Source organism: Sulfuricurvum sp., assembly GCF_031427015.1.
Classification (GTDB): domain Bacteria; phylum Campylobacterota; class Campylobacteria; order Campylobacterales; family Sulfurimonadaceae; genus Sulfuricurvum.
This window is the reverse complement of record NZ_JASJOW010000002.1, coordinates 440,860-466,606: the sequence shown is the minus strand read 5'-3', so window position 1 is coordinate 466,606 and position 25,747 is coordinate 440,860. Positions and strand designations below refer to the sequence as shown.

Annotated in this window: 29 protein-coding genes; 6 read left to right on the top strand and 23 right to left on the bottom strand. The window is 42.6% G+C overall.

All coding sequences use genetic code 11. The features are described 5' to 3' along the window. Positions 1-5: 5 nt before the first annotated feature. From RMO68_RS04830 to nadA, 23 genes are all read right to left on the bottom strand, one after another. Entirely contained in the window at positions 6-458 is a 453-nt protein-coding gene (locus RMO68_RS04830) for a hypothetical protein (RefSeq protein WP_310439578.1), read from the bottom strand. Further along, positions 451-1,335, bottom strand: a complete 885-nt coding sequence (lpxC, locus tag RMO68_RS04825) for a UDP-3-O-acyl-N-acetylglucosamine deacetylase (protein ID WP_310439577.1) — start codon at positions 1,333-1,335, stop codon at positions 451-453. The genes RMO68_RS04830 and lpxC overlap by 8 nt, the downstream gene beginning before the upstream one ends. 48 nt (positions 1,336-1,383) lie before the next feature. Next, complete coding sequence (locus RMO68_RS04820) at positions 1,384-2,754, bottom strand: M23 family metallopeptidase (RefSeq protein WP_310439576.1); 1,371 nt, start codon at positions 2,752-2,754, stop codon at positions 1,384-1,386. Next, complete coding sequence (locus tag RMO68_RS04815; RefSeq protein ID WP_310439575.1) at positions 2,751-3,683, bottom strand: bifunctional oligoribonuclease/PAP phosphatase NrnA; 933 nt, start codon at positions 3,681-3,683, stop codon at positions 2,751-2,753. The genes RMO68_RS04820 and RMO68_RS04815 overlap by 4 nt, the downstream gene beginning before the upstream one ends. 87 nt (positions 3,684-3,770) lie before the next feature. Then, positions 3,771-5,765, bottom strand: a complete 1,995-nt coding sequence (locus tag RMO68_RS04810) for a diguanylate cyclase domain-containing protein (RefSeq protein WP_310439574.1) — start codon at positions 5,763-5,765, stop codon at positions 3,771-3,773. 67 nt (positions 5,766-5,832) lie between these two features. Further along, positions 5,833-6,732, bottom strand: coding sequence for a DUF302 domain-containing protein (locus tag RMO68_RS04805; RefSeq protein ID WP_310439573.1), 900 nt, complete (start codon positions 6,730-6,732; stop codon positions 5,833-5,835). A gap of 9 nt (positions 6,733-6,741) precedes the next feature. Further along, a complete protein-coding gene (locus tag RMO68_RS04800; protein WP_310439572.1) occupies positions 6,742-7,176 on the bottom strand; it encodes a DsrE family protein in 435 nt (144 codons plus the stop codon). 2 nt (positions 7,177-7,178) lie between these two features. Then, a complete protein-coding gene (locus RMO68_RS04795; RefSeq protein ID WP_310439571.1) occupies positions 7,179-8,084 on the bottom strand; it encodes an MBL fold metallo-hydrolase in 906 nt (301 codons plus the stop codon). 10 nt (positions 8,085-8,094) lie between these two features. Continuing rightward, the gene (locus tag RMO68_RS04790) at positions 8,095-9,588 is read right to left on the bottom strand and encodes an OprD family outer membrane porin (RefSeq protein WP_310439570.1); all 1,494 of its coding nucleotides are present in this window, start codon (positions 9,586-9,588) and stop codon (positions 8,095-8,097) included. Between the two features lie 38 nt (positions 9,589-9,626). Then, the gene (soxB, locus tag RMO68_RS04785) at positions 9,627-11,393 is read right to left on the bottom strand and encodes a thiosulfohydrolase SoxB (RefSeq protein ID WP_310439569.1); all 1,767 of its coding nucleotides are present in this window, start codon (positions 11,391-11,393) and stop codon (positions 9,627-9,629) included. Between the two features lie 10 nt (positions 11,394-11,403). Next, complete coding sequence (gene soxA, locus RMO68_RS04780; RefSeq protein WP_310439568.1) at positions 11,404-12,177, bottom strand: sulfur oxidation c-type cytochrome SoxA; 774 nt, start codon at positions 12,175-12,177, stop codon at positions 11,404-11,406. Between the two features lie 3 nt (positions 12,178-12,180). Continuing rightward, entirely contained in the window at positions 12,181-12,516 is a 336-nt protein-coding gene (gene soxZ, locus RMO68_RS04775) for a thiosulfate oxidation carrier complex protein SoxZ (RefSeq protein WP_310439567.1), read from the bottom strand. A gap of 52 nt (positions 12,517-12,568) precedes the next feature. Next, positions 12,569-13,039, bottom strand: a complete 471-nt coding sequence (gene soxY, locus RMO68_RS04770; RefSeq protein WP_310439566.1) for a thiosulfate oxidation carrier protein SoxY — start codon at positions 13,037-13,039, stop codon at positions 12,569-12,571. A gap of 16 nt (positions 13,040-13,055) precedes the next feature. Further along, on the bottom strand, positions 13,056-13,577 hold the full coding sequence (gene soxX / locus RMO68_RS04765) for a sulfur oxidation c-type cytochrome SoxX (RefSeq protein WP_310439565.1): 522 nt from the start codon (positions 13,575-13,577) through the stop codon (positions 13,056-13,058). A 74-nt stretch (positions 13,578-13,651) separates the two neighbouring features. Then, positions 13,652-14,818: a HAMP domain-containing sensor histidine kinase gene (locus RMO68_RS04760; RefSeq protein WP_310439564.1), complete on the bottom strand. Its 1,167-nt coding sequence runs from the start codon at positions 14,816-14,818 to the stop codon at positions 13,652-13,654. Then, on the bottom strand, positions 14,808-15,461 hold the full coding sequence (locus tag RMO68_RS04755) for a response regulator transcription factor (protein WP_310439563.1): 654 nt from the start codon (positions 15,459-15,461) through the stop codon (positions 14,808-14,810). The genes RMO68_RS04760 and RMO68_RS04755 overlap by 11 nt, the downstream gene beginning before the upstream one ends. Continuing rightward, positions 15,458-16,585, bottom strand: coding sequence for a cache domain-containing protein (locus RMO68_RS04750; RefSeq protein WP_310439562.1), 1,128 nt, complete (start codon positions 16,583-16,585; stop codon positions 15,458-15,460). Before RMO68_RS04750 ends, RMO68_RS04755 begins: the two co-directional genes overlap by 4 nt. Further along, positions 16,585-17,652, bottom strand: coding sequence for a flagellar biosynthesis protein FlhB (gene flhB, locus RMO68_RS04745; RefSeq protein WP_310439561.1), 1,068 nt, complete (start codon positions 17,650-17,652; stop codon positions 16,585-16,587). Before flhB ends, RMO68_RS04750 begins: the two co-directional genes overlap by 1 nt. Positions 17,653-17,655: 3 nt before the next feature. Beyond that, entirely contained in the window at positions 17,656-18,471 is an 816-nt protein-coding gene (gene nadC, locus RMO68_RS04740) for a carboxylating nicotinate-nucleotide diphosphorylase (RefSeq protein WP_310439560.1), read from the bottom strand. A 39-nt stretch (positions 18,472-18,510) separates the two neighbouring features. Next, positions 18,511-18,924 carry a PIN domain-containing protein gene (locus tag RMO68_RS04735; protein WP_310439559.1) on the bottom strand — a complete coding sequence of 138 codons (414 nt, stop codon included), beginning with the start codon at positions 18,922-18,924 and terminating at the stop codon, positions 18,511-18,513. After that, positions 18,914-19,105: a hypothetical protein gene (locus RMO68_RS04730; RefSeq protein WP_310439558.1), complete on the bottom strand. Its 192-nt coding sequence runs from the start codon at positions 19,103-19,105 to the stop codon at positions 18,914-18,916. The genes RMO68_RS04735 and RMO68_RS04730 overlap by 11 nt, the downstream gene beginning before the upstream one ends. Before the next feature lie 130 nt (positions 19,106-19,235). Further along, a complete protein-coding gene (locus RMO68_RS04725; protein WP_310439557.1) occupies positions 19,236-19,847 on the bottom strand; it encodes a hypothetical protein in 612 nt (203 codons plus the stop codon). Positions 19,848-19,875: 28 nt separating this feature from the next. Continuing rightward, a complete protein-coding gene (nadA, locus tag RMO68_RS04720) occupies positions 19,876-20,874 on the bottom strand; it encodes a quinolinate synthase NadA (RefSeq protein ID WP_409574820.1) in 999 nt (332 codons plus the stop codon). Between the two features lie 85 nt (positions 20,875-20,959). Between nadA and plsY the strand changes: the two genes are divergently transcribed. From plsY to RMO68_RS04690, 6 genes are all read left to right on the top strand, one after another. Beyond that, complete coding sequence (gene plsY / locus RMO68_RS04715; protein WP_310439555.1) at positions 20,960-21,574, top strand: glycerol-3-phosphate 1-O-acyltransferase PlsY; 615 nt, start codon at positions 20,960-20,962, stop codon at positions 21,572-21,574. After that, complete coding sequence (locus RMO68_RS04710; protein WP_310439554.1) at positions 21,571-21,897, top strand: dihydroneopterin aldolase; 327 nt, start codon at positions 21,571-21,573, stop codon at positions 21,895-21,897. Before plsY ends, RMO68_RS04710 begins: the two co-directional genes overlap by 4 nt. Positions 21,898-21,976: 79 nt before the next feature. Then, a complete protein-coding gene (hsrA, locus tag RMO68_RS04705; protein WP_294895609.1) occupies positions 21,977-22,648 on the top strand; it encodes a homeostatic response regulator transcription factor HsrA in 672 nt (223 codons plus the stop codon). Beyond that, on the top strand, positions 22,627-23,928 hold the full coding sequence (locus RMO68_RS04700) for a HAMP domain-containing sensor histidine kinase (RefSeq protein ID WP_310439553.1): 1,302 nt from the start codon (positions 22,627-22,629) through the stop codon (positions 23,926-23,928). Before hsrA ends, RMO68_RS04700 begins: the two co-directional genes overlap by 22 nt. Positions 23,929-24,009: 81 nt before the next feature. Then, positions 24,010-24,264 carry a YfhL family 4Fe-4S dicluster ferredoxin gene (locus tag RMO68_RS04695; RefSeq protein WP_295055483.1) on the top strand — a complete coding sequence of 85 codons (255 nt, stop codon included), beginning with the start codon at positions 24,010-24,012 and terminating at the stop codon, positions 24,262-24,264. Next, positions 24,265-25,728 carry a Ppx/GppA phosphatase family protein gene (locus RMO68_RS04690; protein WP_310439552.1) on the top strand — a complete coding sequence of 488 codons (1,464 nt, stop codon included), beginning with the start codon at positions 24,265-24,267 and terminating at the stop codon, positions 25,726-25,728. It abuts the gene before it with no gap. Positions 25,729-25,747 lie beyond the last annotated feature (19 nt).

Sequence of the window (25,747 nt, the reverse complement as noted above, 5' to 3'; positions counted from 1 at the left end):
TTTCCTTATCCTACGGCATCAATCCCATAATAGGGAAGATTGTCCGAATCAAATTTTTCTAAATCGATCTTTTTGGGGAGCGTGAACGCTATTACCTCAGAGGAAACTAACGGTTCTAACTCAATGGTTGAGCTATTTTTAACAAAATAGAGCTTTCCAACTGCTTTGATGGGGCTATTTTGATTAAAAAAGAAAGCATCCGTAGCTAAAAGGGGAATCTTTTTCGTAATACTAAGGGTTTTTAAAAAGAGGTAAGTAACTTTTATCCCCATAAAACTTCCGGGGCCTTTAGCGTATATCAAATTGGAGAACGTGTACCGTTGAAGCAACGAATCAAAAATCTCCGCCAAAACATCTGAACTCATTCCCTCGCTTCGAATCTCTTCGATTAGATCCCCATCTTTATAGATTCCAACGAGAATAGGGGAGCTTAGTGCAATAACGAGGGCGTCATGCATACGCTTTCGCCAACTCTTTAGACTCGGAAGTTGCAAGTTCGACAATTTCGTAATTGGCAGGATCTTTTAAAAGCTCCAACGTCAATTTATGGTTCAAATCATGACTCCCCGCAAAGGCTTCGTAGTTACCGATAAAATTCATCCCGATCAGGGACATATCCCCGATTGCATCGAGGATTTTGTGACGAACAAACTCATCTCCGAATCGAAGACCTTCGGGATTAAGTACTTTTTTATCGTCCAAAACAACCGCATTTTCCAAACTTCCCCCTAGGGCAAGTCCTTTGGAACGAAGATACTGGACTTCATGAACAAATCCGAATGTTCGCGCCCGTGCGATCTCTTTTTTATAGTTCTCTTTTGTAAACGAGAGGATATAACTTTGCCGGTCAATAACGGGATGGGAAAATTTAATCGTGAAATCGTAGTTCATGTCGTTTGAAGGGATTAATTTAACGTATTTATCTCCCTCTTGCACAATCACCTCTTTCTTAATGCGCATCATCTTTTTCGGAGTGTCCTGCGGGACGATTGTGGCCTCTTCGAGGAGCATACAAAAACTCATGGAAGAGCCGTCCATCACAGGCACTTCGTCTGCATCTACAATAACACGCAGATTGTCGATTCCATACGCATAAATTGCCGAGAGCATATGCTCGATTGTCGAGATGGTGACGCCCTCTTTACCGATAACCGTTGCCATTTTCGTATCCACTACATTCTCAGGAGTAAGGGGAATCGATATACCGACATCACTACGGTAAAAAACGATACCGCTGTTCACCCCTAACGGCTCAAGTCGTAATTTTACAGGTGAACCTCGGTGCAAACCGATACCTACGAGTTCGACACTTTTACCTATCGTTGTTTGCATCATGGTTTTATTTTCCTTAGCTCTATTCGACTTATCTAATTATACCGTGTTTCACTGTTGGCTAATGATGACTTTTGCACTCTCGATAACACTCGTAATGTTGTCATAAATCCATTTTGTATCCATCCACTCTTCGGGACGTACTTCAATTCCTTGTACCAAAATACCGAAGTGAAGGTGATCTCCCATCGCATACCCGCTTAATCCTGTTTTAGCAATCTGCTGGCCGAGAGCTGCGATATCCCCTTTTTGCACATGGACTTCCGAACAGTGTCCATAGAGGGTATACAGACCGAATCCGTGATCGATAATCGGGAGATTTCCATAAATTCCGTTCGGCTGAGAAAATACGACATTTCCTCCATTCGACGACGTAATCGGCCCCATTGCGACACTCGCTAAATCGAGCCCCATGTGATAAGCTTGAGAAATATTTTCTTGACCCTTATAGCTGTAAATACGGTGATCACCGAAGTCTGCCACTTTTTGACCGTTGACAAGCGGATAAAACGGCTCAGGAGCAAAATCAACAATCATATTCTTTGAAACTTTTGACGTAATGTCATGGATGATTTTTTCATTATCGGCGCGCACTTTTTCGTTAATAATACGAAATTGTTCCAGTCGATCATCTACCCCTGCCGTTTGCTCGTATTCATTTGCAAGCTGTGCGATTTTGCCGTCTAAAAAAGCATCGCTGAGTTCAATATTGGATACTCGATAGCGGTGATCTTTTAAACGAAGCGGAACCGCATTTCTGGTTTCATTCCCGGCACGGTCACGAGCAATTACCGTAGCACTGAAACTTGCTTCTTGCACCGGCCATGCCACAAGAGAAGCATAATATCCCTGTTTCATAAACGGTTGAGCGATAAATGTTTTTCCAAAATTGGTCTCAATCTTTAAACTTTGCAGATGGGGGTCATCCGCTTTGAAAATAACAATAGCCGAGCCCCCTTTTTGAATTTTATAGGAGTTAGCAATGATAGAGAGTACCGGTCGGCGCTGATCGATAACCAACGTCATCTCTTGCTGGTAAGTATTTCCCATAAAGAAGCCCCATAAGCTCTTATCCGTTACCTGAATTTTAAGTACCACCGAAGTTGCTTCTACTCGGTGAACCCCTTTTGGAGGGAGAACCTCAAATACCTTTTTAGTTTCCGCTGATGGGGTATTCTCATCAACTACTATCCATTCATCATGCGGTGTAGCAATCGTTGCTTTAAACGATTTTAATCCGCTTGCATCTTCTACGCTCACGTGAATAGGATCGTTAAAATTCCAGTATCCCTCTTGAGAAACCGTAACTTTCGGTTCATCTCTCTCAAACAGTGGCGAAAAACCCATAAATCCAAGGGCACTCAAAACCAAAACAACACCTATCCATCCCATAATTCCCGAATTGTTTCGGCCTCTTCTCACTCTAACTCCTTTGTTATCAGCACTATCATATTTTTTACTAGCTCATCATATTTTTCATGTTTTAGACGTGTTCCGGCACGTTTGAGATGTCCGCCGCCGCCGAATGACATCATCATATTGGCGGCATTAACAGCACCGTCTGTCCGTAATGAGAGTTTAGCTCCTCCTCGGGGATGTTCAATCACCATCATAGCGGCTTGAACACTTCGCATCCCCAATGCTTCATCTAACACTCTCTTGCACTCGCTTAAAGTGGCACCGGTCTCTTCCAATACAGATAAAGGAACTTCAAAAACCGCAAGCCGTCCGTCAACCAAAAGCTTCATCTGTTTGAGTAGTATTCCCCTTACCCTCAACGAGGCAAGAGAGCGGCGGCGATAAAGCCACTCACTGCATAGCGCATGATCCGCTCCGCAATCTATCAAATCTTGTGCCATAGCAAACGTTTTGGAACTACATTCGGGTACACTAAAACATTTCGAATCATCGAGCAGTCCCGCGTAAAGCGCCGTCGCTATTTTACCATTGATTTTTATACCATTGGCAACAAAGTAGTCATAAACGACTTCGGTCGTACTGATAGCCGACGTATTGATAATATTATGGGTACCGTAAAAATCATTACTGATATGGTGATCAATATTAAGAAGCGGCAATTCGTTTTCAACCCCGATCCGTCCGTAGCTGCCGCAATCAAAACTAATTATACAGTCTGCATCTTCGGGAAAACGGTCCGTAATTTTGTCAAACCACGGTAAAAATGCAAGATTTTGGTTCACCTCGGCAGAGACACAAAAAAGGGTGATTTTCTTTTGGCTTCTCAACAGATAGGAGTAAAATGCACATGCAGCGCCCAGTGAATCGGCATCAGGGTTTTTATGGGCGATTAACACTATATGGTGGGACGAATCGATCAAGTTAGCGGGCATCAAATACTCTAATAGCCTGTATTTAGGCGGAAATACTTCGATTATAGCACTTCTCTTTTTATTTGGGGAGAGTAGAGTGATTAAATTTTAATCACTTTTTAAAAACTGCTCCATATTCTCTTGACAATAATACGTTACCTGATTACGTCCATTCTCTTTTGATCGGTACATTGCGGCATCTGCGTGACGAACAAGCATTTCAATCTCTTCGCCGTGATCGGGATAAAAAGATGCTCCAATGCTTGCCCCGATATTCATTAAGTTTCCATTGGCCGTAAACGGTTCTTTTAATACCTGCAGTATGCGCTCCAATAAAGGTTGAACTTCACGGATTGAATCAATATTGCTAAAAACTATGACGAATTCATCTCCCCCGATTCGTGCAATCGCGTCACTTTGACGAAGAACCTTTTCAAGTCTACCGGCAACTTGTCTCAGAACATGGTCCCCCACTTCATGCCCGTATATATCATTCACCTGTTTGAATCCATCTAAATCGAGAAACGAAATAACCGCTTTTGAATTTTTTCGTTTTGAAAATGCTAATATTTTCTCCGCAAGGCTCATGAACAAATAGCGATTCGGTAGATTTGTCAAAGGATCATAGTTGGCCATATGGTGGAGCTGCTCTTGGCGTTGTTTGTGCTCCGTAATATCGCTAAAAATTCCAATATAATTTTCTATTTCTCCATTGGTATTACGTACCGCATCGATACGCAAAAACTCAGCATACGTCTCTCCGCTTTTTTTCTGATTCCATATCTCTCCACGCCAAGAACCCTCACCGTTTATTGCTTTATCGAGTTGGTCATAAAACTCTTTTTCATGCATACCGGAGCGGAGGATTATAGGCTTTTTGCCGATCACCTCGTCTCGTGCATACCCTGTCAATTCGCAAAAAGCTTCGTTCACTTCAATAATTGTTTTTTGCGGATCGGTAATGACAATCCCCTCTCTGGAGTTATGAAAAACATTAGCGGCACGACGCAAATATTTTTCGCTCTCCTCAACAATTCTAATCTGATCTTCCAAAGACTCTGATTTGATCCGTAGAGTGCCGGCTAAGCGTATCGTCTTGCTTACAAGAAAAACTAACAATGCTACCACGCCGCTCAATACAATGATAATAAATATAGCATATTGATGAATAACGTCTTTGAGTGAGAACGGTGGAATCGTATCATAAGGCTTTATGCGCAGCGTCTGCATTAATCTACGGATACCCTCATATGAGAGGGGAATATTCCACCCGTAATATCCCGCTGTTTTGGTAACCTCGGAACCATACGGCAAAGTAAGTAACGCAACCATCACCTGATTTGCCAATACGTGATCGGTCATTTTTGAGGAAGCAAACGGCCATTCAGGATAAAGTGCGGTAGAGAGTGCTTGCGGGTAATTACTTATCGGATGGATAATCTTAAAATCGTTACGATTTACTTTCCCCTCTCTTGCCATTTTTTCCAATACCCCCGTACGGATAAATCCAACATCCGCCGAACCGCTTTCGACTATATAAACCACTTTATCATGCGGCATATCGGTGTATTGTAGTGTCGCCTCTTTCGTGATATCAATACCGTTTTCTTGTAGTAAAACCCGCTGAGCCAAATATCCGCCAAGAGAGAGTTCATCCACTGCGGCTATATCTTTTCCCCGCAGGTCATTCAGATTTTCAATATCTCGACGATCCGAACGGGCTATGATCACTCCGCCGAATTCGGTAAGCTCTGTTCCGTTGACATTGGCACGAATCAGGGTCGCCATACGGCTGACATCGTATTTAGTAGAGAGATAAATATAGTGTTCGGGATTGGTAAACATAAAATCAAGTTTACCCTCATGCGCCGCTTTGTTGAATTCAGCATAACTAAGGGGGAGTACGGTGAAGCGGTGGGTTAAAATTTTGTTGTTGAGATACGAGGCTAAAGGCTGCCATTCCTGGAGTGTATCGGCTTTGGAACGAAAAGCCAAAACACCGATGACAACTTCATCTTTGGTATGTTTTGCGATTGTCTCACCACTAAGAGAGAGGGAGAAGATCACGAAGAAAATAGCCGTTATGTACCCTCTGATTTTCATTTTATACCTCATATTTAAGATAGTATAAAATGAAAAACTTAAATATATCGTTAAGAAGCGTTATATTTTACTCTACAGTACTTTGTAAAACCACCTCGAAATCTTTTTGTGCCTGTAATAATGCCGCTTTACCCTCAGGGTCACTCACCCGCGCACTGCTCATCCAGTTATAAACTCCAGGGAAACCCATAACGATTTCATCCGCATCTTTTTTCTTATACACCATCAATGTACACGGTGCAAATGCCGCCGCTTCAGGAGCGGTTTTAGCTACCGTATAGATCACTTTAAGCTTGCAGATAGAGTAAGTATCGTAAAAATCAAACGGACTTTTTTCACCCAAAACAAAGTTATAATCGGTAAAGTTGGACATAACAAATCCGGCAGGTTTGAGTCCGTCTTCAATCATCATCTCAACCTCTTCTTTATCCGCCGCCCAACTTTTGGCATCGGATGGACGAACATAACGACTTAATAAAGCTCCCACGGCCGGCAGAGCTGCTTTACTCATCGTTACTTTTGCACCCGGCAATGCTTTTTTGAGCGTTGAGAGGGCTTCTTTTTCAATTAATGCAAATTCAGGGGCCTTAAAACCGGCAATTTTTGCCATAGCTTCTGCACTCAAGATAGAGACATGAAACTCTTTTTCCCCGCTTCGTTGGTAAATACCAAACCCCATCGGAACAAATATTCCTCCGTCGGGATGAGTTTTAACTAAACTTTCTGAGAGATTTTTATGGAATGCCGTCAAAAGATTAAATTGTGCAAAGTCACTTTGTCCGAACTGAATTTTAAACGGACCGTTCATTTCGCTGTTCGCCGAGATAACAAATCCATTAGCCTCAAGCGCTTTTTCGATGACAGCGGCATTTATTTTGCCATCTGCATTGGGAACGCTAAATAGGTGAAGATCACCGCCGAAAAGGGATAAAAATCCCGCTAACATAGTAATAAAAAGAATTTTCATCATGAACTCCTAAGGTTGTATGTAAAATGCGCCCTCGGTGGCGCGTTCGATCACTTCGGCAATCCCGGCCGAAACAATCTCGACATCTTCAATCAGCTGATCGGGAGAAATCTTTTTTGTCTCCATGGTATTGCCGCAGGCGACAAATTCGACACCGTATTGTTGCAGTGCACGTACTCGCACCGCAATCTCTTTTTCACTTTTAAGCAATGTACGGATGCCGTGATAATACGCAACAATCCGCAAATGGATCTTTTCAGGTCCATAAAATTTGAGGACATTATTAGCCGTACTGAGACCGTGATGGATTGATTCATTATCACCCAAACTAATCCCCATTACCACTTCACGCGGTTTATCGATTGAAGGGATCGGTTCAGCAAAACGGACATCAGCAAAAAGTAGCGTAGAGAACAAAGCCCCTACTATAATGAGGTATTTCATGATTATTCCCACTCCAATACTCGATAAGATGACTCAACATTATGACGATGAGTACCTTCATAAAGTTTATACTTTTTAAACTTATCCATACTCACTTTTTTAATCGTTTCATCAATACCCAATCCGTCTGCAATTGCGGCACGGATTTCGTTACGCATCTGCGTAAAATATTCTCTCGTCATTTGTGCCGCATCTTTATCGGTACGATTACCATGACCGCCGACAACATGAGCCGCTCCCAATTTATCCAAATCCTCTAGTGCTGAAAGCCATCCGTTAATATCCCCTCCTCTGACGGAAGGGAGTCGATCGTTAAAAACCAGATCGGCCGCTATTAGCACTTTAGATTTCGGAAGATAAACAACCATATCTTTTGCCGTATGGGCTTTATGCTTAGCAATTTTAAGCTCTAGTTTTTGATTACCGACGGTAAGTATCGTATCGCTACTAATCATCTCGGTAGGAAGTGTCGGTACCGTTTTAGCGTACGCTTCGGGAGAAATATAAGTTTGCATTCGGGTAGGTATGCTCATATCGGCATTAACCTTGAAATCATCCGTTGCCAATACTTTAATTCCCTGCTCGGTAAAATAGTTATTCCCCAACCAATGATCATCATGAATATGGGTATTTATAACAAGTTTAACGGGGAGAGATTTAATCTTTTTCATCGCGTTATAAGCAGATTCGGCATATGCATACGAGGGACCGGTGTCAACGACCACGTACCCCTCCTCTGCATCGATGTAACAGCTGTTAACGATGTTGCCGTTGTTGGTTTTATCCATGATCTCGGGTTTTCCAAAAAAACAGTGAACGTCCGAGGTGACACGCACCGGTTTAAGGGCGTAATCGTACGCACTCAAACTCGTGATCGTAAAGAATAAAGTTCCCAACAACAGTTTCATCGCTCACACCTTAGAAGAGGTAGTTAATTTCGAAACGGTATTCGTTGTATGAGTTGTTATCAACTGTTCCTTGAACTGTTGCACTCGTATAAGCTGGATCAGCATCAACCGTTGCGAAACGGAATTTAAACTCTGTATTTGGCAATGCTTTAAACGTTTGCCAAACATCTACGTGGAAAATATCACGATCGGTAAATGTTGATGTAAATGCTTTTGAATCATCAAAATTCATATTTTCATAATCAGCTGCTACTTTTAGCCCCGAAATCATACCCGCTTTTCCAAAATCATAAACCGCTTTTACTGCCCAGTTTTTGGTGTTCGCGATCCAGTCGACTTGCGCCATTGAACGGGTATATCCACCTGTCGGGAATCCGCGCCATGGAGCGATAATATCGGCATCATCAGAAATCTTCGAGTATCCGGCTGAGAGTTCTAATGGTCCATTAGCCGCAACCAAACGTGCCATAATAATACTACCGTCTACATTATCACCAGCCGTATACCCTCTTGAAGCAGCATTTGCAGCTGTTACAGTACCTGCCAAAGATGCACCACCGATTTTACCGGCACCGTCATCCATTTGACGAAGATAGCGGATACCCGGAGTCAATGTCCATGCATCACCGAGTTTAATTTTATAGTTGGCTTCCGCAATCGCTGTATTGAAAAAGCCGTTTAATCCTACATACTCTCCATTGAGTTTCAAATTAGGTACCGAGGTATTTTGAACGGTCAGTAAAATCATCTCTGGATCAACATCTCCGGCTCCGCGTGAACGAATATTTGCAGCAGTTAGTCCTTTATGAGCACCTGAATCATCATTGGCTGAATATTTTGCAAATTCAATGAGACTGTGAAATGTTTGGTGGTCACGCAGTTTTTGAGACATAATATAACCGGCACGAATAGAAGTATTTGGAATATCTTTATTTTCGATAACGGCCGCTTCAAACGTATTAGGAATCATTTTCGTGTCATTCGTTGCAAGCATCATACTGTCGATGCCCTGTCGCCCTACTTTAATATTTGATTTGCCGTTTTTATATTCCAAATAGGCTTCGGCAAAATTACCCATAGCCCCTTCAGTACCATCGGAACGTGTATGATAAGTATCTTTACCCGCTTTACCGTAGTTGGTTATCCCCGTTCCCAAGGTATTATCGTTATGCATTGGAACCGTTCCATAAAACCCTGCCGTTGCACCAAAACCATGGAAATAACCGGTTTTATACACTAAACTACCACCGACACCCCACATGTTATTGTCTTGAACAGCAGAACTTTCATTGTCCCAGTCCCACCAGAACATATTCGAGCGGAGACGTCCGTAAACTTCACCCTCGGTAAACATTTCACCGATAGAGTTTACTGCACCCGGTACTTTGGTATATTCTACTTGATAATTACCTTTAACCGTACGATCTTCTGATTTAAGCGCATGCGCTGACGTAGCTAACAAACATGTAGCCGCAGCTACAATACTGAGATTGACTAATTTCATTCCTAACTCCTTAAGTTTAATCGATTTACACGAGGGGCTTAGCACCCGCGTGCACCTTTTTTCGGGCATCCGCAATCATAATCCATCAGTTTAACATTGCTGTTTCCGCTGATATTGACATTTTTCTGACGACGAATATACGCCGCAGTCACATCGTATACTGGACGTGTCAAAGAATCTTTTAGATTGCTCCCCGCATTTTGCAGATTGCCGCCCCATGAAGAGACTTTGTATACCTTGGTATCGTTTAGAGGTTTCCCCCCGATCATAATATTCGTAATCCGTTTTCCACTCACAGCACCGACACGGATTTCGTATGTTACTCCGCCCAAGCGGCTCATATCGCCCCCTTGTTGATAAAGCGGGTTAGCGTTAAAGACGTTATCCGCAATATCTTCAAGCAACGTACGGATATGAAGACCCGTCAGTTCAAACGTATACACATTCGGATAGGTGATCGCCGTCATATCGTAGACATCGTCCATCGTGATTTTGTCACCACCGAGAACCGTAGTTCCCCAGCGGTATCCCGGAGTAAACGAGATGTCCGAATCCATCGCATCGATAATCGAATCGTTGATCAGCTGATCGAACGTCGAATGGAACGTGTCCCGTTTAAACAACGTCGATTTGGTAATCCCCAATACTTCGGAGAGTTCCGAATCGTACGGTGAATACAACTCTTTGACCAACGCTTCACCTTCAGGATCAGCCGGAATCAAGTTGGACGCAACCGGAATTAGTTTGTACTCATACCCTTTGACCTTATGGTTTTGGATGTCGATATCCAAACGTCCTACGTATTTGCCGTGGCTTCCCGCGATTACGATGACCGTACCGTTAATAACGGTCGGCTGCGGAGAAGGATCATGCGTATGACCGCTTAGGATAAAGTCAATACCTTTAACCTGACGGGCAACCTCTTGGTCAACACTGAAACCGTCATGCGATAGCACGACAACACAGTCCACTTTTTCCTCTTTACGCAGTTTATCAACATACGTTTGGAGAGTATCGAGACGTAATCCGAAACTCCACCCTTGAGTAAACTCTTTCGGATTTGCGGTAGAGGTAAACGGAAACGATTGGCCGATAATACCGATCTTCGCACCGCCGCGTTCCATAATGGTATACGGTTCAAAAATAAGCTCTTCGAAATCATCGGCGAATGAATCATCACCGATAATATTTTGTGAGACAAATTTTGCGTTAAGCATTTCGATCAGCTCTTTGACCCGTTTTTTACCGTAAGTAAATTCCCAGTGACCGACCATAACGTCAACACCGAGATAATTTTGCGCTTTGACAATCGCTTCACCGCCGGTTTTGAGCGCAACACCCGTCCCTTGCCATGTATCTCCTGAGTCGAGGAGCATCACATTATCCGCCCCGCGCTCTTTTTTGATATGGTTGATGAGGGTTTTCATGTGTGAAATTCCCCCCATTTTTCCAAATTTGTGCGCTAAGGCATCAAAATTCATGAACGTATCGAAATAAGCATCGAGCGTTTTGCCCTTCATTCCATAATGTTTTAAAAACGATTCACCGCATAAAAATCCCGGAGTCCCGGTGAGATTCGGCGCTGAGATCAGTGTCGACGGCTCTCGCCAGTAAAGCGGTTTGATATGAGCATGCATGTCACAAATATGCAATAGTGTCACATTTCCGCGAGCTTTAAAAGAATAGATATCTTTTAATCCCACTTCATCGATCCGTTTAGGAGTCGATGCGGCAGAGGCTACCGAGGGTAATCCGATCCCAAGTGCAGCCGCGATATGGAAAAAATCTCTTCGTGATAAATCCATAATTCAGTCCTTAACGTTTCACGCTAGGGACACTGATCGCATTCCCTTTGGTTTTATTCGTCACATATACTTCCAATGCAACGATCTCTTTCGAGCCGAGTGGAATCTCTGCAAGTAACGCATTTTTCATACATTGTTGCATACGCTTATCCAACGTTACCATTTGACTTTGGGTCATACGGTATGCCGGCCATGTTCCCGCCGCCGCTGTCTCTTTAGCCCCTAAATCAGGAAGCGGTTGCATACGTAGACGTTGACCGACGATATCCATACTGTGACAATTGTTACAGGATAGTCCGCGACCGCCGCGACGCTCTTCAAATACCTCTTGTCCGAGTTTCATCATCTCTGCCATGTGTTTGTTTGCTTTGACATCAATATTGGTTTTTTGTCCGTTTGCGATTGATTTGACGTACGCAGACATCTTAACCATCTCTTTGCTCTCAAGCTTTGGAACCGGTTTTTCACTAGCTGCCGCCGCCATTTGAATGGTTTGCGCCAAAGTAACTACTTTTTTCGCCGGTTCTACGTAGCGAGGAAAACCTGCAATGTATTTTGGAAGATCTTTCTCTTTAACCCCTAGCATTTTGGCATACCCCGCGGTTCCGATAAGCGCACCGAAGAGTTGTTCCCCTTCAGAGACTTCCATCTCTGCCGGATTGTTATCAAGAAGCTCAGCATACATTGCTTTATCCGCATCCGACATACTGAGTTTTTCTTCTGCAAAAGCTGAATTCAAAAGTGCCAAACACACCAATGCAGCCGTAATTGATAATGATCGCATGGTTTATCCTTTTGGAGTAATTTGTGTCGTACTCTCGACGCTTTGCCCTTTGTTATCTTTGGCAATTACTTTTAGGGTTCCAGCACCCGGTACTTTAAAGCTAATACTCATAAGAGGATTAACGGAAAGTGATTCCCAAATGACCATTTTTGTCACCAATGTGTCGTTGAACATAAATTTGACTTCATCGATATATTCTGCCGGAATCAATGCTCCGGTATCTTTGTTTTTACGCATCCCTGTTTCCATCGGGTGCATCGCCATAAAATCGATTTTAACGATATCGCCTGCTGCGTATGTTTTCGGTTTAATTTTAATCAGTGTTTTCATCTCTGCCATGGGTTATCCTTTATCTTTTTCTTTCAATACGTTTTGTGATGATGATTTAAAATCAACCACATCCGCCGATGGTTACTTTAACGTTCTGTTTAGCGCTAAGGAATGATCCGTCACTCATTTCAGCAATCGCAACCACATCCTGAGTTCCGCCGAGTTTTACACGGGTACCGAAAAATGCCTCACCGTTAGCCGGTGTCAAATAGATATTGGCACAACGTACGTTTCCGTTTTTAGACGCAAGAATATGGATCGCTTTTACGTAATCTTTACTGTTCATCGGGCTATCTACCGTTACTTTAACCGGTACAACCGCACCGTTTTCAGCGATTTCAGGAGCTTCCATTTTTACTTTTGCGGATGGTGTCAATGCTTTACCGCCCGTAATCGCCGCTACTGCCGTCTCATAATTCATCTCATTCGGGCCGCCTGCTTTTTTCTCTTCCGCGGCACTGGCAACATGTGGCAATGCAATCGCACATGCCGCAGCCGCTCCAAAACCTTTTAAAAATGATCTTCTTTCCATTTATTACTCCTTGTATTTATTTTTTGACTGCTGTGATATACGATACCAAATCGCACACTTCACGCTCATTCATAAGACCGTTGGCCAAATTAACCGTCATCGCTGATTTTGGATTGTCCAATCGCGGATCTGCTATTTTTTGATACATAAATTGAGCATTACGAACGCCGCTATCCATATAAAGTTCTTTGTATTTGGTCAAATCCGGTCCGATATTACCGTACCCTTTTGCCCCCTCGATATTGTGACAGGCGACACAGTTACCCATTTGTTTCTCTTTTCCGTTAGGAAGAAGTCGCGTCAACCCCTCAGGCGGATTCTCTTTTGCATCTTTACCGTTTAGGTTATGGAAGATATAGCTTCCACGAGCAATTGCTTTAGGGTCATTACTGACACAACCTTCGGGCATCGTATACGCTTTCGCAGCAGGCAGGGCATCTTTTTTCAAAATTGCCGTCGCATCCGGGGTTTCAATCACCTGCGATAAATCGGCTGCACTTAAAAAAGTAGCAAGTCCGAGCATAATCACTTTTCGCATTGGCTCTCCTATTTCTGTATTTCACTGAACATTGTAGGCGAGGAATGTAAAATTTATGTAAAAAAAATAAAAAATTATCCGTTATTGTAAATAGGAGGAGAAAAAGTATACGAAAAGGTACTTCCTTTACCGTACGTAGAATCGATAGAGAGCTCGATACCTGCTTTGTCGATAATCGTTTTTACGATATTAAGACCTATTCCAAAGCCCCCTTTATCACGATTTTCACGATAATAGCGCTCAAAAATGCGATTAACGTCTTCAATCCCTACTCCGTTATCTCGGAAATGCAGAGTGCATCGGTCTGCATACTTTTCTAAAATCACTTCGATCTCTCCCCCCTCATGGGAGTATTTGATCGCATTGGAGAGATTGTTATCGATAATGCGTTGCAGCTGTGTCGGATTAAAAGTGATACTCACATTCTCATCGATTCGGGGGATAAGGGTAATATTTTTTAATGCGGCTACTTCATAAAAATAATCGATCCGCTCTTGCAAATACAGACTAAAATCAATCATCTCATATTCGAAGGACAACCGCTCATTTTTAATCAAATAATCCATATCGTTGTACAACGTTGCCAGCGTTTTGGTTGCCGCTTTAATTCGCTGAAGATATTTGTTTGTAGGGTTGGAGCGATTATAAAGATCGATATTAACATTTATAATAGAAAGAGGGGTATTGATCTCATGCATCGAATCTTTAATAAATTGATCCAACCGTTTATTCATTCTCTGAAACGGTAGCGCAAAACGATCTAAAAAGAAAAGGGAGAGGACAAAAATCAGTGCCGTTATCGCAAGAAGAATGATAATAACATCCTGATAAATCCGTGCGTACGATATTTCTCCCCCTACAACCAAGTAAGAAGCACCGAAATAGCGCTCTTCAGGAAGAGCAACTACTAAATACGCATACGAATCTTGGATATGATACCCTGTTTTTTGCACTTTGAGCGGTAGCTCAATGACACTAAAGAGAGGTTCAAAATACTTATCATACAACCCCGATTCAAACGAGCGGAATCGCGGATAATCAAAAGCTTGTTTCTCTTTGGGATCAAACTCTTCCATGGCCCGAATAATCAAATGCGATTGTCGTTTGAGTTTAAATTCGTACTGTATTTCATAAACGTATTTCATGTAAGTGACATACAGGTACGTCGGTAATAATAACAATACCGCAACCAGCATCGTATAAAAAAACGCATTTTTAAGAGCGTAGCGATTATCGTTCAATGATGTATCCCAATCCGCGTCGATTTTGGATGATCTCTATGGGGAGTTTTTTACGAAGATTATTGATCTGTACCCGTATATTGGCGGGATCGACGTACTCACCCCAAATCTCATCTTGGAACATCTCGACCGATACCACTTGATTGGTATGTTTTAACAAAACGGTGAAAATCTCTTTTTCCGTTTTGCTCAAAGTGATATTATGATCGTTATGCATTAACGTAAAATTTTCGGTATCGTAAATAAGTCCTTCTCCAAAATCGATCCGATTCTCCCCCTCATGATAGAAACTTTTTAATGCCTGCATGATCCGTACCTGCAGTTCGGTCAGATCAAAAGGTTTACGGATATAATCACAACACCCTGATTTATACCCCTCTTGCAAATCCGTAATATTGACCATCGAGGTGAGAAAAATAGCCGGTGTCTTATTCCCCTCTTTACGCAACGTGCGAAGCAAATCGAACCCGTTCATCCCCGGAACATTCACATCTAAGAGGTAAAGATCAAAGTGGGTCTCATAAATCGCATCAAACGCCCGTTCTCCGTTACTAAAACCGACCACTTCCAGCCCAAGTTCTTCTAAAAATTCGGTAATGCTGACACGCAGCATGTATTCGTCTTCGAGCAACAATACTTTCATCGAATCTCCCCCTTAATCTCTTTGGTTACTTTGTAATCGAGCATAATCCCTATCAATTCTTCTTTGGAATATTCATTCAGACGTTCACGTGCTTCTTGCAAATAGAGTTCCCTATCTTCAGGAGGTACCGTATCTTTAAGATACAACAGCTCTTTATCGTACACACTTTGGAACTGTGCGTTGTCTAACGATTTTTTCACCATCACATCATAAAGTTCATTTCTAGAGAGATGAATCAAAAAGGATATGTCCTCTTCATCCGAATGGGCATACGTACTAATCTGCTTCGGTGAAAGTGAAAAAATAAAAGCCCCGATGTTTTCCCCTTCACCGTTTTTCATCGGCTCATAAAACAAATAACGCCCTCCGCTAAAAATAACTCGAGTCGTTTTCAATGTTTTAAAATCGATCCCCTCTAAAAGTTTTAAATCGCTTTGGGTATATTTTGGATTGGCTAAAATATACTCTTTTCCGATTGCAGGGTTTTCTTGCATAAATACTGCCGTTTCATAAAATCGTTCATCCATTAAAATGTATAAATCAATCCCCAACCGATCAAAATACTCTTGGGTCGATTCGAAAAACGAGACCACTTCTACAAATCCGATCATCTTTTCGCTGTGATAGACCGGAACCGTTGCTTTAATCCCGATTTTTCGCCCTACTTCGATAGCGGATCGGGGGTTTTTATGGGTTTGAAAATAGAGAAGATCGGGGCGGTGAAAATCCAGAGGCATCCCTGCATAGGAGTTATCCCAGCTCCGTGCAAAAATAACATAATCGGCGGTTATAATCTGCGAGCGTATCAACGAGTCGGTATGCAGTTTAATCGACTCCATCACTTCGGAAAGGATCTCGAATCCTTTATCTTCATCTTCTTGCTCCAGTGCATCGCTAAGAGAGGTGTTTTGCCCTAGTATCAGGGCATAACGCAATGCCGTCGAACGCTCTTTTTCAAGTTGATTATTAAGTGCTAACGAGAGTTGATCGCTGAGGCGTTCGAGTGTTTGTGAAGTTACCTTTTGTTCTAAATACAACATGATGCCGCCAAGTACGACCATAATGAGGAAAAATATTCCGGCAATCGTTTTCTTATCGGAAAAAAAGTTCAGCCAGCGATCCATTACCGACCCCCTTTTTGTTTCTTGCCCATTTTATAAACATACGCCAATACTTCCGCAACGGCGGCAAACAACATATCGGGTATCGGACGATCCACTTCGACCTCTTTATACAGTGAGCGGGCAAGAGGAGGATTTTGGACGATATGGATACCGTTTTCACGTCCTATTTTTTTAATCTGGATGGCCATATTATCTACCCCCTTTGCCACCACAACCGGAGCATTATGTTTTGTTTCATCGTACACAATGGCTACCGCATAGTGGGTAGGGTTAGTAATAATAACATCGGCGGTCGGAACCGCAGACATCATCCGCTTCTTGGCCGCCTGCATCTGAATCTGACGAATTTTGGCTTTAATATGAGGATCTCCCTCCATATTTTTCATCTCGTCTTTAATTTCTTGTATCGACATTTTAAGTTTTTCAAAATAGTTTTTCCGAACTAAAAAAAGATCGACGATAGCATAGAGAAAAATGATGATCAGCATCACCGAAGCCAACACGATCGCTTTATCTCTCAACCACCCCATTTGATCTTCGAGATTGAACAATGCCACCGTCGGAAGTTCTTCTACGTAATACCAAAAGTAGAGGAACCCTATCCCCAATGCCGTCAGTGATTTAAAGGTGATTTTCACCGATTCCAGTGCTTTTTGGAGGGTAAAAAGATTCGCAAATCCTTTAATCGGATCGAGCTTTGAAAAATTGGGGGTTAGCGGTTTGGTCGTAAAATTAAATCCGATCTGACCTACGGTACCCAACACTCCCGCAACCGCAACAATAATCGAGATGGGAATCGCCATAATGAGGAACTCCCTCATTGTCACCACCGCCATATCGAACATCAGCTCTCGATCCAGCGGCTGATTCATAAGAGAAAAATAGTACCGTGAAAGGGTGAGCATCCGATCCGCGATAAACGTAAACATCATAATCAGCGCCAAAATGGCAACTAAAAGAACCACTACCCCGACAATATCCTGACTTTTGGGGACATTCCCTTCAGCACGCGCATCTTCGATCTTCTTGGCGGTGGGTTCTTCGGTCTTTTCTTGATCGTCAGCCACTTATTAATCCATTTTCATTGACATATCGATCCAATTAGCCTGATGGATGAGTGAGCCGGTGCTAATCGCGTCCACTCCGGTTTGGGCATAACGCTCGATGGATTCAAGGGTGATGTTGCCGCTTGCTTCGAGTAATACGCTACTGTGGTGTGCCCATTTGTATTCAACCACTTCCCGCAGCTGCTCGACGGACATATTATCGCACATCACGATATCGGCACCCACTTCCATAGCATGCTTCGCCATCTCTATCGTCTCCGCTTCAATCTCTATCTTCGCGGTAAACGGTATTTTTGCCCGTGCCTCTTCCATAAAAAGCTCTAGATTTGGAATCGTTTTGAGATGGGTATCTTTGAGCATCAATGCATCATCCAGCCCCATCCGATGATTCGTTGCCCCGCCGATACGGGTCGCGTATTTCTCGAAATTGCGCAGCAGCGGGCGGGTTTTTCGGGTATCGAGGAGTTTCGTCCCATACGGAGCGATGAGATCGACATATTTGCGGGTCAGTGTCGCGATAGAACTCGCATGAAGGAGCATATTAAGAAGCGTCCGCTCAATCCGAAGGAGTGTGTGTGAATCGCCGCTTAGCTCCATCAACACCTCCCCTTTCGCAAACGTCTCGCCGTCATGTTTGTGCCATATGATCGTAAACTTTTCGATATCCGCCAATACGCTCAAATATGCTTCACCGGCTACAACCCCGTCACTTTTCGCGATGATCTTCGCACTGGCACTCACCGCATCGGAAACCCGCGCATACAAATCCCCGCGCCCTACATCTTCGGCTAATACTTCACGGATAAATTGTTCGATCATAGAGTTACCTTTTAGCATTTTTATCATATCAGCGATATATTAGTTGAATGGATTGATGATTTTCAAATTTCCGTCTATCAGCATTTCGTGTTGCATATCTTCGCTGTAAACGACTGTACAGTTATTTTCTAACGCTGTAGCTACAATCAAAGCATCATAATATTGAAACTGATATCTATCTTTGAGTTTGAGTGCTTTAATTTGAGTCGTGAGATCAAAATCAACAATCGGGAGAACATTATCGATTTCCAGTAAAACATTTTCTACTTGGTCTGACCCTAGTTTAAATTTTTTGAGAAGAATATTGCTAAGCTCATTGATGACTTGTTTTGAGATTATTACATTATCTTCGAAACTATCGAGCAGCTGCAATGCTATGGATTGTTTTTTTGGCTCATCTTCCGAATACGCATAGATCAGGATATTAGTATCCAAAAAGGCTTTATCGTGCATTTGCCTCTTCTCTATCAAACCGATAGCCCTTTGTTTTAATCGAAATAGAGTTTAGCTTTTTAGGCTTTGATTTAGTAGTGCTTTCTACGGTCAATTTCACATCATTCTTTGGCAGGTTGTTTAAGAAAAACATCACTTTATCAAAAACTGTATCATTGACTTCGAGTTTGAGTGTATGCATCTGATCCCTCCTATGTTGTAATTGAGTAAATTATATCCCAAAACTCATAAAGAGATTCACAATAAGGAAGAAGCTTATCTCAAAAGTGAAGATTGAATATATAAGGCCTATTTCTATAGCACATCACTATTTATTCATCTTTTCCGATTGTCAATTTACGGGTATTATCTTCAAGCATTTTGACTCTTCGGGCTTTACGAGCACTTGTAGCTTGTTCAGGCAATAACAAATTTTCATTTGTACTATATTTACAATACCATGATGCTGAAGGTCGCGTAGTTCTGTTCTCATCCCCTTTTAATGCGTCATCAGCGCCTTGTAAATAAATAAGCGGTAGTTCCTTACGCATCTTATAAAGTTCAGGAAAAGATTGCTCTAAAATAAGATTCCATGGGATTCGTGTAGGAGTAGCACACTCTGAAGCATCTAAAAAAGCATATGTTCTTGCTTTTGCATATATCTTCACAGCATCTTCTTTATTATCATCGATACTTCGATATGCAAGGATATATAATAATGGCACATATCCTAATTTCTCTTTTTCATGCAACCATTTCATATCAGTACTACGATTGAAGAATGAAGGAAATTTATGAAACTTTTCAGGTGCTAATGTTATTAAGAGCTGATCATATTTTTGTTCTGATAGCAAAGCGTCCAATTCTCCGATGCGTGTATCATTTGCATATGAGAAAATGCTCGTCAATAACAAAATCCCTATAGTTTTAAAAAACAATTTCATTAATACTCCTTTTAAAATCTCAACAAATTTAGAGTGCCATCATCCTCTCCAACGCAATTTTCGCCCAATACGCCGTATCCTCATCCACTTCGATCTCATTGATTGGGTTGCCATCTTCAATCGATTTAAGGACATTATACAAATCTTCCAATGTCGTTTCATTCATCGTCGGACATTCAGGTTTTGTTGACGAAAGAATATAGGTATTAGACGGGCGGAGGCGGTTGACCATATTAAACTCCGTCCCTACCGCCACCTTTTGCTCAGAGGGGAGTTCCATGATATATTTGATAAGTTGAGAAGTCGATCCGACGAAATCGGCACGATCACAGATGGCTGGATCACACTCAGGGTGAACCGCGATCAAAATCCCCGGATATTTATTGCGGTAAAATTCGATGTCATCGACACTGAAAAGCTGATGAACGGAGCAAAATCCGTCATAGCAGATGATGTCGGCTTCTTTGGGATCGGTTCCGTCTCCGAGTACACACGATTTCAACCCCATCATATTGGCGATATTTTGCCCCAAACAGCGATCAGGGACGAAAAGGATCTTTTTCCCTTCGGTAAGAGCTTTCGTAATAATCATTTTGGCATTGGAACTGGTACAGACCATCCCCCCCATTTTTCCGACGCGCGCTTTAACATCCGCATTGGAATTGATGTAGGTGATCGGGAGGATATCCTCACTTTTGATCCCTGCATCTTCGAGTTTTTGGATCGATTGGTCATAATAAAGCCCATCAATCATTCGTGCCATCGCACAGCATGCCACTTTCGGCATCACGACCCGTTTGTGGGGGCTGAGGATTTTGACACTCTGCCCCATAAATCCGACACCGCAAAAGACAACGAACTCTTTATCATCCGCCATGGTGCGTTTAGCGAGTTCGAGCGAATCACCCGTAATATCCCCCATCTCAAACACTTCATCGCGCTGATAAAAGTGCGCTACGACCGTGACGCTGAGGCGATTTTTTAGATCAATAATTTTTTGTTTTAACTCTTCTGCGCTACTGTTCAAAACCATTCCTTACTCTCATTAGGATGTTATTATATCTTTTGAAATATAATACCATCCAAAATTTACCAACAAAGAGCCACCTATTATGGATTTTTTATTTAACCTCAATGTTCAGTTTTATCTAATCGCCTATCTCCTCGGCGGTATCCCTTTCGGATTGATTTTGGCAAAAGTGTTTGCAGGGGTCAATATCACCGATTCAGGCTCGGGAAGTATCGGGGCCACCAATGTACTGCGCGTTGTCAAAGAGACAAATCCCAAGCTTGCTAAAAAGCTCGGTGCCGCAACCCTTGCTCTGGATGCGCTCAAAGGGATTATTGTTGTCCTCGCCGCTAAATATTTTGAACTGAGTGACTCGGTTCAATGGATGGTTGCCGTCCTCGCCGTTATCGGACACTGTTTTAGTCCTTATATGTGGTTTGAGGGGGGTAAAGGGGTTGCAACGGGAATGGGTGTAATGGCCGTTATGCTCCCGATCCCTACCGCTATCGCCCTTATCGTGTGGGGAGTTGCGGCAAAAACGATCCGTATCTCGTCACTCTCTTCGATGCTCGGCTTACTTGCCCTTGTTGTCGCTTCGTTTGTCCTTTATCCTACAATGTTCCACGCTCCGGTACTTTTCATCGCCTTTATCCTCTTTTACAAGCATATCCCTAACTTTATCCGCCTTTTCAAAGGGGAAGAGAAACGGGTCGCATGATCGTTCTTATCGAGAATCTCACTTTTGAGACTGTTATCGGGATTCTTGATTTTGAGCGCACTCTCCCTCAGAGGGTTCAAATCGACTGTACTATTAACTATTCTTATGCAGCCAATCTTTTCATTAATTATGCTGACGTAGCCCGAATGATTGAAGATACAATGAAAACTGAAAAGTTTGAATTGATCGAAACGGCACTGGAAGTCCTCGGCGTTACACTCAAACAACATTTCCCCCTTATTGAAACCCTTTTGCTTACCATCCGCAAACCGGATATCCTTCCAAATTGCACCGTCGGTGTTCAAAAAAGTTTCATTTTTTAAAAAAAATTGAAAAAAAGTTTAAAAAATTCTAAAACTATGGTATCATTTCGGCAAAATTTCCGTTAGATGAGGAATCTGAATGCGTATTCTGATCATTGAAGATGAAGTAACCCTCAATAAAACCCTTGCAGAAGGGCTCAAAGAATTTGGTTACCAAAGCGATGTCGTCGAAACCCTAAAAGACGGCGAGTATTATCTCGATATTCGTAACTATGACCTGATTTTGATGGATTGGATGCTACCTGACGGTAACAGCGTCGATATCATCCCTGACATCAAAAGCAACACCCCTAAAACTGTAGTTGTTGTCCTCTCAGCACGTGATGACAATGAGAGCGAAATTGAAGCACTTAAAGCAGGTGCGGATGATTATATCCGTAAACCGTTTGACTTTGATGTTCTTGTCGCTCGTATTGAGGCACGTTTACGTTTCGGCGGTAGTAATATCATCGAAATTGATGATTTGACGATTAATCCTGAAGAGGAAAAAATCATTTATAAAGAAAAAGAGATCGAACTCAAAGGTAAACCTTTTGAAGTATTGACTCACCTTGCACGTCACCGTGACCAAATCGTCTCTAAAGAGCAATTGCTCGATGCAATCTGGGAAGAGCCTGAACTCGTTACTCCGAACGTTATCGAGGTTGCGATCAACCAAATTCGCCAAAAAATGGATAAACCGCTCGGTATCACTACCATCGAAACCGTGCGCCGCCGAGGGTACCGTTTTTGTTTTCCAAAAGAAGCATAAGACGACGCTTTCTCTTTCAACTCATTGTCGCTTCGGCGGCATTGGTTATCCTTTTCTCCTCTTTTTTATATCTCTTTATCAAACAATCTATTTACGATGAAAAACAAGCCGAACTGATCGGTTACGCTGAAAATATCTCCTCGTATAAATCTCTTTTATCGGCACAACAAAATAATACCGAAACCCTTATGGGACTTAACGTAGAACTAATCAACCTTACTCCGAATGAAGAACATCTCGATTTTTATGAGACGCTTCACAAAGATAAAACAACAACCCTTACCCTCATCTATCCGTTTGACTTTGAACGCTCCTCCTATTTGAAAGTGAGCCGTGACATCACGACGACCAAACGTCTATTGACCAAAATCCTAAACTCTATTTTTATTATTAATGCGGTCGGATTTGTCGTGATTATTCTTTATGCTATCGCTTTTTCAAAAATGTTGATTGCGCCGATCACGGCACTCTCACGCAGACTAGCCAACATGAATGAACATTTGATCCGTCCTATTAAAGTTGAACAGCTCCCCGATGAATTCGAGCCTCTCGGTGAAACCCTCAATCGTCTGATCGCTCGGATACAAAATTTCGTCAAATACCAAAAAGAGCTTTTTATCGGAGCCGCTCATGAGCTTAAAACGCCTCTCGCCGTGATCAAGCTCAAAAATCAAGTAACCCTCATCAAAAAACGGAGCCCCGAAGAGTACATTGAAGCGATCCGAATCACCAATCAAAGTGTCGATGAGATGAATAAAATCGTTGCGGATATCCTTAATATCGGTCGTCAAGAGGGGGCACAGCTCGAAATTCCAATCCAAACCGATGTGATTCAAATCCTCAAAAAATGGGAAGGAGATTTTAAACTTTTGGCCAATAGCGAAAACAAAAACCTTGTCACCCATTTTGTTCCGGATGCCTTTAGTGCCGTGTTACAAGTGACCCTCCTCAATCAAATACTGCAAAACTTTTTGCAAAATGCATTAAAATTTACCCCTGAGGGGAAAACGATACTGTTTCAAAGCTATCTCAATAATATAGGGATTGTCATTGAAGTGATCGATGAGGGGTGTGGTATCGATGAGAGTGTCGATCTGTTTGCACCGTTTAAGCGACAAGGGAACAAATCAGGGGTAGGGTTAGGTCTCTTTCTGGCCAAAAGTGCCGCTGAAGCGATCGGAGCGATCATTACACTCACGAATCGAGAAGATGGGATTGACGGTTCGTGTGCCCGTCTTATCCTCCCCTCAAAACTGTGTTGTATCCTCCCGCAGCGATAAGTTTTGAGAGTTTAAAACTCCTCAAAGGTTCCTTTCGCTATAAATCGCGCAATAACCAATAAAAAAACCGAGGTTTACCCTATGCCATTACTAATAGTCGATGAATGTATCGCATGCGACGCATGCCGTGAAGAATGCCCGATGGATGCTATTGAAGAGGGCGATCCAATTTATATCATCGATCCGGACCGTTGTACCGAATGTGTAGGAACCTATGATGAACCTGCTTGTATTGCCGTTTGTCCGGTCGATTGTATTATTCCGGATAAAGATAATGTGGAAACGATGCAAGAACTTCTTTATAAGCACAAACAACTCATAGAGGAAGAGGAGTAAATGGCGAAATGTACCGCCGTTATCGACATCGGAAGTAATTCCATTCGCCTCGCGGTATTTCAAAAAACCAGCCGTTTTGCTTTTCATATTCTTCATGAGGCTAAAAGTTCCGTTCGCCTAAGCGAAAATGCCTACAAAAACAATGGATTTCTTCAACCTGAAGCGATGGAGCGTACCGCTCTGGCTCTCGGAGAGTTTTTATCGATAGCCCGATCTTTCGGCGCTCGAAAGATTTTATGTGTTGCCACCTCCGCTCTTCGTGATGCCCCGAATGCCTCTATTTTTCTCTCCCGTATCCGTCGCAACCACGATCTCTCTATAAAAGTAATCAGTGGTGAGCGGGAAGCCTATTTAGGAGGTATGGCGTGTGCCAATCTTCTTCCTCAGATTCCAGAAGCCGTTACTGTCGATGTAGGGGGAGGCTCAAGCGAATTCACCCTCCTTCGTGACGGTAAAGTCGAACAACTTTTTTCCCTCAATATCGGAACGGTTCGGATCAAAGAACTTTTTTTTGATACGGATAATATTGCAGGTGCCATTGAGTACATTGATGAAGCGCTCAAACAACTCCCCCGTTTTGATACAACGACCCTGATAGGGATCGGAGGAACCTTCCGTGCTATAACCCGTGCCTTGATGAAAAAAGAGGAATACCCACTTAAAAAACTGCACGCTTATACGACGGATGAAACCTTATTTTTACGCTTCACCGATCAGATACAAGACTCTACCCCTAAAAAACTCCGTTCCCTTTTTATCAAACCGGACCGTTTTGATACGATTAAACCCGGTTCACTGATTTTGGAGCGTATTGTCCGCTATACAAAAAGTAAAACACTCATATGCAGCGGTGTCGGCGTACGCGAAGGGGTATTTTTGAGTGATCTGCTTCGCAATTCGGGTGATCGGTTCCCCGCAAACTATAATCCAAGCGTCCGCTATCTCCTTGATACCTACGGTTTGCACAGTACTCACGCCCAGCAATGCGCCCATTTAAGTAAACGTCTGTTCGAACTGCTTCATGTTTCTCTTGGAATAAGCCCTGAACATCACCGTGAGCTTAGTATAGCCGCAAAACTTCTCTCAATAGGGGTAGACGTCCGTTACTATGCTTATCAACGTCACAGCCACTACCTAGCGATGAATACACTTGATTATGCACTAAATCATTCGCAGATCGCGTTGATCTCTCATCTTCTGCTCTTCAAAAAAGGGCATACTTCCTCGTCTTTGGTTCCCAAAGAGGGCTACGGCACCCTCTTGCCCGACAACTCTACCCTCGATGCACTCAGTGCCCTTCTGTGGCTCTCTCATATCCTCTTAGCCTCACGCATCGATGCCTCAGAAGTATCCCTACGTATAGAAGAGGGAAAATTACTTGTTAGCGGAAAACATCTCTATTTGGCACGCGAACAGCTCAAAAATATCATTTTGCCAAAAAATCTGATTGTGGTGTTTGATTAAGTAAATGCAGTGTTAGCGT